Here is a 10,301-nt window from a genome sequence, read left to right as displayed (position 1 = left end):
GCCAATTATCCGGTCTTAGCTATCGTTTCCGATAGTTATCCCAGTCTTAAAGGCAGGTTACCTACGTGTTACTCACCCGTCCGCCGCTAACTTGTCCCCGAAGGAACAAATCCGCTCGACTTGCATGTATTAGGCACGCCGCCAGCGTTCGTCCTGAGCCAGGATCAAACTCTCCAATAAAGTTGCGCATAGGACCGAGGTCTTACACGACTTTTTATTCTCAAGCTTAACAGCTCAAAATTCGAAACTGACGAGATTTACATCTCATTTTAAAACTTTTGTGATCACATGTGCGCTTCATTTCCGTTAGGATTTGAGGCCTCATCAGGCGATCTCTTCTTCACTCGTTATTCAGTTTTCAAAGAACAATTTCTCTTCTTATTTGCTCACCGCTTGTTTAGCGGCGACTTTTATAATATAACACATTCGAATCATTTGAGTCAAGCTTTTTTTAAAATTCTTTTTTTCATTTCTTTCAGTGCTTTTTTCTAGCTTGTCCTACACGCCACTGTTTTTAGCGGCGAAAACTAATTTATCACAGAATCATGTTTAAAGTCAAGCATATTACTACATAAATTTTCAAAAGTTTTTAATAGGGGTATTTGGCCGTGGAGATTTACTATAAGAACAAAGCTTTAACACTTAAAAATCCTTTTGAATACAAGGACACTTAACCCGAAAATTCCCCTTTCAACTTATTTAAAGACCGCATAAGACTACAAAAGACTGCATCGCTTCATCAAAAACTCCTCCTCTCATTTGGTCAGTAAAGATAAACGCCTTGTGGCGCCCTCTGAGGAGCGTGTTAGCGTCCTTGGTGCTAGGGAGGGAATGACTGTGGGCTCCAGCCTCCAACCGCTGTTAAGATTTGTTCCCTTGAATGGTATAGATGAGGAGGTAGAAACAAATATATAAAGGCTGACGCTATCGCTCTTCCTCCCATAACAACTCCCTCTCTTTAGCTACAATCGCACGAACAGCAAGCTCAAAAGGACAGCAAGCAAAGGCTTTTCCCTTGATTAGAGGAGATTTAATAGCAGGCGCAGCCCTAGAAATGAAGAAAACGCAGCTTTAACGATGATTTTCATCGTTAAAAGCACTGGGTCCTCTTCTAATACTTGCTTTAACAATGAAAAACATCGTTAAAATCCCTTTTATCCACCCTGAGAGGCCATCCGTCCTCTTTTAACGATGAAAATCATCATTAACGTGACCGATTGGCCAGGAACTCTTACTTTAACGATGAAAAAATTCATTAAGTGATTAGCACGCTCAAAAAGACTGCCTATAGAGGTTGGTTTCTGAGAGAAGGGGATAATGGCTTACTTTCTATCTAGGTTCAAAAAAAGAACCAGCTATTAGCTGATTCTTGCATCCTTATGTAGAAGTATATTTAAGCTCTATTTCCGTAATTTCATCATCTATAGGTATGGCCACTTCTTTTATGAGTGATTTTTTCACCAACTTATTAAGCAGCAGCGGCAGCTCCACTTTGATCTCCGCCAGCTGGGGGTGATTCTGAAGTTCGTCCGGGCTCCATGGCAGCTCCCTTAAGCCCATGATGTCGATGAGCGCAATACAGCATCGTTCCATCTTGGACATCACTGAGAACTCGCAGGCAAGCAATACAAGCTGTACACGCTGCTTTAGAGTTTCTTTGCTTGTGGTCAGCTCCTCATAGAGCTTGTATATCCCGGGATTAATCGCACGAATTTGTCTCCACACCGTAATTTCGGGATGAAAGCCCTCTTCAATAATAACAATTCGCGCCCAATGATGAAGAGCTTCGAGAATATTGTTATAAGCATCGAGAAGATGATCATCCAACAGATGTTCCTTGCTCTGCAAATATTTGCGAAGAAACAAGGAGAACTCAATGAGCAATTTTTGCTCCCTCAGATCTCCAGGAAACTCTAACATTCTATGACGAAGCCCTTCTAAATAAGTGTTCTGGTCCAGAAGAATCTCCCCTTTTAAGAGCCAATGAATGATGTTCCGGTTATCCCCGTTACGAATCCATTGCTCCAGTGCCGACGGGTCCACCCATCTTTCTTGTATACGCACATCGTCTTTTATATAATTAGTGATATGATTGTTTAGGCGCAGGTCATTAGTTACGATTAAAAGTAGGATATCGAATCCGTCGGTAAGTGCCGGAAGCTGTTTGGGATTCTCCACCAGAGTAATACTTATTATTTTCGGATCGTCTCGGTACTTGTTAGCTAGTCGGTCTTTTGCGATTTCCATGGCACCTGCTGCCTCCGTCTTCATTATGGATATCTAAGTATTTCTACACGGCCGTTCGAGTTTCCTGCTGATCCTGCGACAATTCTTACAAAAGGTTTAATCCATTATAAGGGAAGGAAGCGAAGCAATTGCGTTACAAATCAAGCAAGGTAAATGAGTTCCGTTTGTGGGGACTGTTGATGACTATGGGAGGCATGCTGCTAATGATTTTAGGGCTTGCCGGCGTTGTTTTTGATTGGGGGACTATCGGTAGAGTCATTGCTGTGACTTGTATGATAATCGGTATGCTCGCGATGCTCGTCAGCATGGGCATTTATTTCTGGGCTGGGATGCTATCCACCTCTTCGACTGTAATCGAATGCCCGGAATGCGGAAAAGTTACGAAGATTTTAGGAAAAACTGATCGCTGCATGTATTGCAAAACGATTCTTACTCTGGATCCAAAGCAGGAGAAAAATGTTGTTCATGCACAGAATGCATCTCAAACGGACACTTCCATTCATAAAGCTGAAGCAGATCACAAGTCTCATTAAGGCTTAACAGCCTGCTTAGGTTTGATAAGAACAAGCAAAAGCCGATCCGGCTGTGATGTATAAGCGGATCGGCTTTTATTGATTTGTCTACGGCATTTTTTGCAAAGATTCCTCAATGGTACCCCAAATATTCGGTGTCTCAAAGCCTCTTCTCCACGACGCAACTCCTGCCAAATCATACTTCTTAACAAGCTCTATACGGGCTTTAACAGATGTATCATCCTCCAGCCAAATTCGCTTTAGCTGCTTATCTTCTTTGTACTCAACATAGTTTTGTCCACTTTCAGGTGAGAAAACAGGCGTTAATTGCTTCTCTTTAATGATAGACTGCACAGTTTCCATGGAAAGAGCCTTAGAGCTAACGTCGGTTTTCCCGTCTATAACCTCTTCTGTCCATAGCCTTGTATAGAAAGGAATACCAAGCACCAGCTTAGAGGCAGGCACCTTATCTTCCTCCAGAAGCCGTAATACAGCCTTTTCTACCCAAGGGAGGGAACCGACAGAGCCAGAAACCGGGCTTGTTGCCCAATGCTCGTCATAACCCATTAGCATCATGTAATCAGCAATTCCTGAAAGAGCAGGACGGTCATAGAAAAGAGACCACATCTCGCTGTTCGATTTAGGTGTGACGTCCAAAGAAACAACAAGGTTCTGCTCATGCATAAGAGGGGTCATTTCTCTGAAAAATTGCACGAGATTTTCCTTTTCCGTTGTCCGGACATTCTCAAAATCAACATTGAACCCATTAAGCTGATACATTTGTGCAAAAACAAGCAGTTGCTTAATGATTTTCATCCGTGAGTCATAGCTGGCCAGCGCCTTCGCTGTTCGATCAGGATCGAAGCCATTGCTGAAAATAGGCCAAATTTGATACCCCCGGTCTTGCGCCCACTTTACATATTCCATATCAGCTATGTTTCTGATCTTTCCTTCGCCATCAGCTATAGAAAACCAAGTAGGACTAATTACATTCAATCCCGGCATAGCCGTAATTTGAGATGTGTTCGGATTTTTAGATATAACATGCTCCCATGTCATATTGATTTTGCCGCCGATGGGCTTCCACGGAATGAAAGGAGCGACTATTTCTTGCTCAGGAACAGCTTCAACATGATCAAGCACTACATCAGCTTTGGATACATAGCCTGTAAATCCAGAAGTTTGCTGAACCTTATACCACCCCGCCTCTTCTCCCCAAATCATTAACTGTTCGCCTGGGGTTACTTCGGAAACGATCGGATAACGAATAGCGGCTCCAGTGCGGAGCGGAATTTCCTTCTTCTCATCCATCCGGCCCCACTCCACGGAATCTCCCTGCTTGACCAAAATAACAGCCCCGCTCTGCTCAGAAACTCTCAGGTCAATTTGATATAATTGAAGCAGAGGTGCTATCGGAACATAGACAGCTTCATCCTTTTTCTCTACAGGAAAATCAAGCGTGTAAGGCCTCTCATTCATCATTGCTGATAATTGGCTGGTTTTAAATCTTAGTACTTTATCTTTAGTAGTAATAATGACGGAATCGCTAGATTGCTCATAGATAATAGATGGATCTATCCATTCCTGTACAAGGGAAAGTGGAAGCTTAAGTCCTTCTCCCTCACCGAGGGCACTTACAGGAAAATAAGAGCCTTTATAAAAGACGGGCTTCTCGAGCTCATGAAACTCTGCCTCCACATGCTCACGGTTTGGGACAAGCTTGTCCCAGAAGAAAAATGCAGAAGCTCCGCAAGCTATTAAAAACAGAGCAAAACAAAGCATTAAAAAACGGGCGAAGCAGCCCCTTCGGGCTTTACGGCTTACCTGATTGTTTTTGTCCAAGTTGTCACTTCCTTTGCAAAAAGAAAAACGCGCTCAACTTCCTGTACAAGAAGCCTGGAACGCGTTTATTGTACTTTACTGCTAATGTTTGGTTATTCCAATGCATTCTGGACATGTTCCATATATTTCGAGCCGGTGGCCACGTACCTGAAAGCCCGTTTGTTCCGCGGCAATTGCTTCTACATTGGTCAGCGGGGAATACTCAAAATCAACGATTTTGCCACAGATCTCGCATAATGCATGATAATGATCCGTCATGTCGGCATCGAAACGACTGGATCCATCTCCATAAGCAAGCTCTTTGACCAAGCCTACTTCGATAAATACCTTAAGATTATTGTACACAGTTGCAACACTCATATTAGGAAACTTGGCTTCCAAGGATTTATATATATCGTCAGCAGTAGGATGAGTCATCGAGTCCAGCAAGTACGATAGAATCGCGTGCCTTTGCGGTGTCATACGAACGCCTGTCATTTTCAATTTTGCCAAAGCCTGCTCCAAATGTAATGCCATGATTCTCACCACCTGACTGAATGATCATTCCTTCTCCTTTCATTGTACGTTTTAAGATTCAATTTTGTCAATTACTACACCAGCCTTGATTTCCTCTTCAGACCAGTGCTTTTATTTTTTACGGGCTTCCAGAAAGAATATAACTGCCCCCGCCGCGATAAGCAGAATAGATCCTACATATGATCCCATCAGATCAAAGATACTTACGAACCATTTCGGCTTCGTGCTGACCATAAAAATAATTACGCCTACGGCAATTAGAATCGTGCCCAAATTATTTCCACGCACCAGTTTTTGCAGCGGGTCCTTAAATCCGTCTGGGCTGCCAGGCATAAGATCCCCTAGCTCGTAGCGCCTGTTAATATAATCGGTGGACTGCAGAGCATCAAAAATACTGTAAAAATAAATAATAGGAAGAAAGAGAATGAACAATGTCATTAGCGGCACGCTGACTTCGTCTGCTGTTCCGAAATTAACGATAATAAAAATATCGAGAATAATCGGCAGCATAATCCATAGGCCTCGTTCCATAAGCCCCAGGTAAAATTGGCCGGTGCCGGGCACAAAAATAGAAAACAAGCCTGCTATCCATTTTCTTTTTCTTGGAATACGTGAATAGGGCTGGTGCTGCAGCCGCTGATAAGGATCTGAATGCATCGAACCGAACGGTTCTCCGATCAAGTCTTCATGGCGGGTAAACTCGGGCCTATACTGCGCTTCATTTGATTGGCTCATTTGGAAACTCCTCCTAGTTTGTTTGAAAGCTGATTACGAGCTCAGCAAGTGGGACAGCTTCTCGATATAAGCGGAAAGCTGCACAATTCCTGAATCGATCGTTAGTATTTTGTGGAAAACCCCGGAATGGATAAGCAAAAAGGTAGCTGCCATCGCAACAACGCCATGAATATACGGCTGCCTCCGGCTGACTGTCCCAGCTCCGGCTTCGTTGTGTGAGGATTCCCTATTCGGCTGCTGAATACTTTTCATGACCTCATCAGTCAATCCTGAGTTCGCCTCCAACAGCGGCATATCATCCAAAAGCTTATTTAAGTACTGCTGAAGTTGGTTGTCTTCCTGTCCGTTCTTTTTCATGAGGTACCTCCTTCAACCACTTTTCTTTGAGCAAAGCCCTTCCGCGGTACAGCCTGGTTTCCAGTGTTTTGACCGGTAATCCTGTCACTTGCGACATTTCCTGGTAAGTAAGCTGCTTATAATGATGCAAATATAGAATGAGCCGGTATTTATCAGGCAGATCGGCCAGCAGCCGCTGCATTTGCTCCTGCTCCTCTTTTATAAGTATCGCTGCCTCCGGCTGCTCCTTGGACTCGCTAAACCAGCTTTTCATTTTATCCAGAAGAGCTTCATAAGGCTTGCGCTGCTGAGAGCGGCGATAATCCGTAACTAAATTTATCGTCATTCGGTACAGCCAGGTCGTAAACTTGGAATCTCCACGAAAATGGGCAAGCGAGCGAAAAAGCTTCACGAAAACTTCTTGGGTCAAGTCTTCAGCCGTTTCCGGATGCTGAACCATGCGGTAAGCAAGTGTGTAAATATAATTTTTATGTCGATCTACTAGTTCCCTGTAGGCTTCGGTCCTGCCTTGACGGATCTGTTCAATCAACTGCTCATCCGTCAATTGCTCCATGGCTCAGCTTCCCCCCTCTCTTTTGACTCCTAATGTTAGACGACTGTTCTGGTAATATCCCTTCATTATTTAATAAATTATTTTCCGCTATTCCAAAGTAACCCCAATAATGCCCGGGAGCTTGCTGATTTCTTCCAACAAAGTATGAAGCAGTGCAGGCTTGGATAAGGTAACGGTGAAAGTCATTTGAACCGTCTTTACGTCCTCCCCGCGCACTTCCTCTATCGCTATTTTGCGGATATCAATGCTATTTTTTCCAAGCAATGCCGAAATAAGTCCTAAGCTGCCTGGCTGATCAAGCGCATGGATTTTGAGAAACTGGGTCTTTTTGGCACCAAAATATTTATGCTCTGCCTTGTTGAGGACCCATAGACTGGCCAGAACCATCACACAGCAAAGTGCTGCCGCATAGTAAAACCCGGCTCCAACAGCGAGCCCAATCCCGGCAACAACCCAAAGTGAAGCTGCTGTCGTCAGTCCCGTTATGGATCTGCCATTGAAAAGTATCGTACCGGCACCAAGAAAACCGATCCCGCTAATAACCTGCGCCGCGAGCCTTGATGGGTCTATCCTTACATTTATTTCATTCACAAAAGCGCTGAATCCATACATGGATAACAGCATGATCAGGGTGGAGCCCAAGCAAACCAATATATGAGTGCGCAAACCTGCCGCATGACTGCTAACCTCTCTTTCGACGCCAATCAAGCCGCCAAGCAGAAGTGAAAGAAATAATCGGATGCTGATTTGCAGCTCGTCAATAACCCATGGACTCTCCATCGAACCATCGCCCCTCTCTAAGTTGTTTCATATTGTACCACGCTTTTTCACTGAGAAAAGTACTTTCTAAAAATTTTGTAGAGAAGCTGTGAGCATGGTTTAAGGGACATTCCAGGTAGGACAAAAAGCTGTAGCGAAACTGGTGATCGCTACAGCCCAGACTTACTTCTATTAGATTACTCAAGAGCTTATAACACTATGCTAACTGTCAGCAGAACGCTCAAAGGTGGTCAGTGTAATGTTTGACTTTATGGTGATTGTTCTACGTTCTACAAAGCCACTGCTTGTATAAAGTTGAACCGCTGGCAAATTCGCCGCACAAGCAGACACAACGAAACGGGAGGCTCTCTTGGCTCTTTGATCAGCAAGCACATAATCGAGCAAGCTTCTGGCAATGCCTTGGCGGAAATGCTCAGGGTGAACCATCAGACGACAGATGGTGACTACACTCCCGTCACGGGAGTAGGAAATAGCCCCGCAAATCACTTTCTTGCCTCCTGTAAGCTTGAAAAAGCCTAGGAAGGATTCTTTGGCGGCGCGGAGTGACTGAATGCCATCAGGCAGCATCTGAGCTTGGCTGGCGCCGGTTAGCTTCGCTTCTATTTGGTATGAGGCCAGCTGGAGCGAAAGCAATTGCAGGACTTCTTCATTACTTTTCAAAGAAAGACGCTTGATCCCCATCATCTACTCCGTTTCACAAAAGTAATCGGCTTGAGAAAGCGCCTTATGGCGCCCTTTGAGGTGCGTGTTGTTGACGTGGGTGCGTTGGGAGAGAGTCAGCCATGTGATTCCACCGCTGTTCAAGATGTGTTCCCTTGAATCGATCAGGTGGTAGGAACACATCTTGAAAGGCGGACGCTAACGCTCTCCATCCCATAGCTGACTCTCCGTAGCATCTGCAAGAGCAAAAACTCCAAGCACAAGCACAAACACCAAGTTCAAACGGACTGTCAGCAAGGTTTTTTCTCTTGGTTGGAAGAGAACCCTATTTCTTAACGGGTAGAGGCGCTGGGTATGAAGAGTGATGAAGATTGATGAGGACTGATAAGGAGCTGCTACTTTAACGATGTTTTTCATCGCTAAAAGCACCAGGTCGTCCCCACATCCTTACTTTAACGATCAAAAACATCGTTAAAGGAAGCACGTACTCTTCTCGGGGGAGGCGAGCTGCTTACTATCGCTCTTCCTCCAACTTTCCAGTAACACTTCCCAGTAACTCTGCCAAAAAAGCAAAAGTGGTGCCCCGCTGTACAGGTCACCACTTTGCGGTTATTTCTTGTTCAAGCTTTCAATGATCAGCTTGTTAACAAGACCAGGGTTAGCTTTCCCTTTGGTTTCTTTCATAATTTGACCTACTAAAAACCCGACGGCCTTTTCTTTGCCAGCTTTGAAATCTGCAACCGACTGTGGATTGGCATCGATAACTTGCTCAACCACCGCCTGAATCGCACCTTCGTCACTGATTTGCACAAGCCCCTTCTCCTCAACGATCGTTTTCGGATCTTTGCCTGTTTCCAGCAGTTCTTTGAAGACAGTCTTGGCGATTTTATTGGAGATCGTTCCTTTTTCAATAAGACCGATCATTTCACCCAGTCCTTGACCAGTGAGCTTCACGTCAGCAGGCTCTAAATTGTTCGCATTTAAATAGCCTAGCAAATCTCCCATAATCCAATTGGATACAGCCTTGGCATCACTTGTATAAGATAAGCTCTCTTCAAACAAATCAGCAAGCTTCTTAGAGGCCGTAATCACGGCTGCATCATAATCAGGCAAGCCAAGCTCACCTGCATACCTTGCCTTACGGGCGTCCGGCAGCTCCGGTATCGTAGCGCTGACCTTGTCCTTCCATGCTTGATCGATATACAAGCTTACCAAATCCGGGTCCGGAAAGTAACGGTAATCATGCGCCTGTTCTTTGCTCCGCATCGTTACAGTCCTACCCTGAGCTTCGTCCCAGCGAAGTGTTTCTTGGATAATGCTGCCTCCACTGCGAAGCACCTCTGCTTGGCGCAGCTCCTCGTATTCAAGCCCCTTCTGAACGCCGCGGAAGGAGTTCATATTCTTCAGCTCAGTCCTAGTGCCAAATTCCTGCTGGCCATAGGGACGCAAGCTGATGTTGGCATCACAGCGCAGCGAGCCTTCCTCCATCTTCACATCGGAGACATCGCAATATTGCATAATTGCTTTGATCTTCTCCAAATATGCTCTCGCTTCCTCTGGAGAACGCAGATCAGGCTCGGAAACAATCTCGATCAGCGGTGTTCCTACCCGGTTGAAATCAACCAGTGAAGCAAAGCCCCCGTCAACATGCGTCAGCTTGCCTGCATCTTCTTCAAGATGGACACGGGTAATCCCGATCCGTTTCGTTGTTCCATTCACTTCAATATCAATCCAGCCGTTTTCGCCAATTGGCTTGTCAAATTGGGAAATTTGATAAGCTTTCGGTGAATCTGGATAAAAGTAATTTTTGCGGTCAAACTTACTGTCTGTTGCGATTTTGCAATTCAGCGCCATTGACGCTTTCATCGCATATTCTACCGCTTGCCGGTTAAGTACAGGCAGTACGCCGGGATGTCCCAGACAAACAGGACATGTATGCGAATTCGGAGGAGCTCCGAAAGACGTCGAACAACCGCAAAATATTTTGGATGCGGTATGCAGCTCGACATGGACCTCCAGCCCGACAACCGTTTCATATTGGGTATCCGTTGCTGCTGTCACAGTTGAAAGCCTCCTTGTAAATACTGTTCATTGGGCTA

Annotated in this window: 11 protein-coding genes and 1 rRNA gene; 1 reads left to right on the top strand and 11 read right to left on the bottom strand. The window is 44.9% G+C overall.

What is annotated here, in order from left to right:
* Together J2Z66_RS12195 and J2Z66_RS12190 are read right to left on the bottom strand one after the other, a co-directional pair.
* A 16S ribosomal RNA gene (locus J2Z66_RS12195) occupies nt 1-180 on the bottom strand; the annotation flags it as partial.
* A gap of 1,197 nt (nt 181-1,377) precedes the next feature.
* A complete protein-coding gene (locus J2Z66_RS12190) occupies nt 1,378-2,247 on the bottom strand; it encodes a nucleotidyltransferase-like protein (RefSeq protein WP_209971665.1) in 870 nt (289 codons plus the stop codon).
* 128 nt (nt 2,248-2,375) lie between these two features.
* On the opposite strand from J2Z66_RS12190, the gene J2Z66_RS12185 reads away from it, so the two are divergent.
* Nucleotides 2,376-2,780, top strand: a complete 405-nt coding sequence (locus J2Z66_RS12185) for a DUF2614 family zinc ribbon-containing protein (RefSeq protein WP_209971664.1) — start codon at nt 2,376-2,378, stop codon at nt 2,778-2,780.
* A gap of 87 nt (nt 2,781-2,867) precedes the next feature.
* Here the strand turns inward: J2Z66_RS12185 and J2Z66_RS12180 are convergent, their stop codons facing one another.
* From J2Z66_RS12180 to gatB, 9 genes are all read right to left on the bottom strand, one after another.
* A complete protein-coding gene (locus J2Z66_RS12180; RefSeq protein WP_245375477.1) occupies nt 2,868-4,601 on the bottom strand; it encodes a glycosyl hydrolase family 18 protein in 1,734 nt (577 codons plus the stop codon).
* Between the two features lie 81 nt (nt 4,602-4,682).
* Entirely contained in the window at nt 4,683-5,117 is a 435-nt protein-coding gene (perR, locus tag J2Z66_RS12175; protein ID WP_209971663.1) for a peroxide-responsive transcriptional repressor PerR, read from the bottom strand.
* Between the two features lie 111 nt (nt 5,118-5,228).
* A complete protein-coding gene (locus J2Z66_RS12170; RefSeq protein WP_209971662.1) occupies nt 5,229-5,852 on the bottom strand; it encodes a hypothetical protein in 624 nt (207 codons plus the stop codon).
* 33 nt (nt 5,853-5,885) lie between these two features.
* The gene (locus J2Z66_RS12165; RefSeq protein ID WP_209971661.1) at nt 5,886-6,209 is read right to left on the bottom strand and encodes a hypothetical protein; all 324 of its coding nucleotides are present in this window, start codon (nt 6,207-6,209) and stop codon (nt 5,886-5,888) included.
* Nucleotides 6,160-6,762: an RNA polymerase sigma factor gene (locus J2Z66_RS12160; RefSeq protein ID WP_209971660.1), complete on the bottom strand. Its 603-nt coding sequence runs from the start codon at nt 6,760-6,762 to the stop codon at nt 6,160-6,162. Before J2Z66_RS12160 ends, J2Z66_RS12165 begins: the two co-directional genes overlap by 50 nt.
* An 87-nt stretch (nt 6,763-6,849) precedes the next feature.
* Nucleotides 6,850-7,542 carry an MgtC/SapB family protein gene (locus J2Z66_RS12155; RefSeq protein ID WP_209971659.1) on the bottom strand — a complete coding sequence of 231 codons (693 nt, stop codon included), beginning with the start codon at nt 7,540-7,542 and terminating at the stop codon, nt 6,850-6,852.
* Nucleotides 7,543-7,743: 201 nt separating this feature from the next.
* Complete coding sequence (locus J2Z66_RS12150; RefSeq protein WP_209971658.1) at nt 7,744-8,226, bottom strand: GNAT family N-acetyltransferase; 483 nt, start codon at nt 8,224-8,226, stop codon at nt 7,744-7,746.
* Nucleotides 8,227-8,400: 174 nt separating this feature from the next.
* Nucleotides 8,401-8,619 (bottom strand): hypothetical protein, encoded by a 219-nt coding sequence (locus J2Z66_RS12145; protein WP_209971657.1) that lies wholly within the window; start codon nt 8,617-8,619, stop codon nt 8,401-8,403.
* Nucleotides 8,620-8,811: 192 nt separating this feature from the next.
* The gene (gene gatB, locus J2Z66_RS12140) at nt 8,812-10,263 is read right to left on the bottom strand and encodes an Asp-tRNA(Asn)/Glu-tRNA(Gln) amidotransferase subunit GatB (protein ID WP_209971656.1); all 1,452 of its coding nucleotides are present in this window, start codon (nt 10,261-10,263) and stop codon (nt 8,812-8,814) included.
* Nucleotides 10,264-10,301 lie beyond the last annotated feature (38 nt).

The sequence above is a fragment of the Paenibacillus eucommiae genome (assembly GCF_017874215.1).
GTDB lineage: Bacteria > Bacillota > Bacilli > Paenibacillales > NBRC-103111 > Paenibacillus_AI > Paenibacillus_AI eucommiae.
This window is presented reverse-complemented; position numbering and strand designations above follow the sequence as displayed.

Coding starts and splice junctions, on each gene's coding strand:
- J2Z66_RS12190 (WP_209971665.1), bottom strand. CDS start 2,247: ATGGAAATCGCAAAAGACCGACTAGCTAACAAGTACCGAGACGATCCG.
- perR (WP_209971663.1), bottom strand. CDS start 5,117: ATGGCATTACATTTGGAGCAGGCTTTGGCAAAATTGAAAATGACAGGC.
- J2Z66_RS12170 (WP_209971662.1), bottom strand. CDS start 5,852: ATGAGCCAATCAAATGAAGCGCAGTATAGGCCCGAGTTTACCCGCCAT.
- J2Z66_RS12165 (WP_209971661.1), bottom strand. CDS start 6,209: ATGAAAAAGAACGGACAGGAAGACAACCAACTTCAGCAGTACTTAAAT.
- J2Z66_RS12160 (WP_209971660.1), bottom strand. CDS start 6,762: ATGGAGCAATTGACGGATGAGCAGTTGATTGAACAGATCCGTCAAGGC.
- J2Z66_RS12155 (WP_209971659.1), bottom strand. CDS start 7,542: ATGGAGAGTCCATGGGTTATTGACGAGCTGCAAATCAGCATCCGATTA.
- J2Z66_RS12150 (WP_209971658.1), bottom strand. CDS start 8,226: ATGATGGGGATCAAGCGTCTTTCTTTGAAAAGTAATGAAGAAGTCCTG.
- J2Z66_RS12145 (WP_209971657.1), bottom strand. CDS start 8,619: ATGAAAAACATCGTTAAAGTAGCAGCTCCTTATCAGTCCTCATCAATC.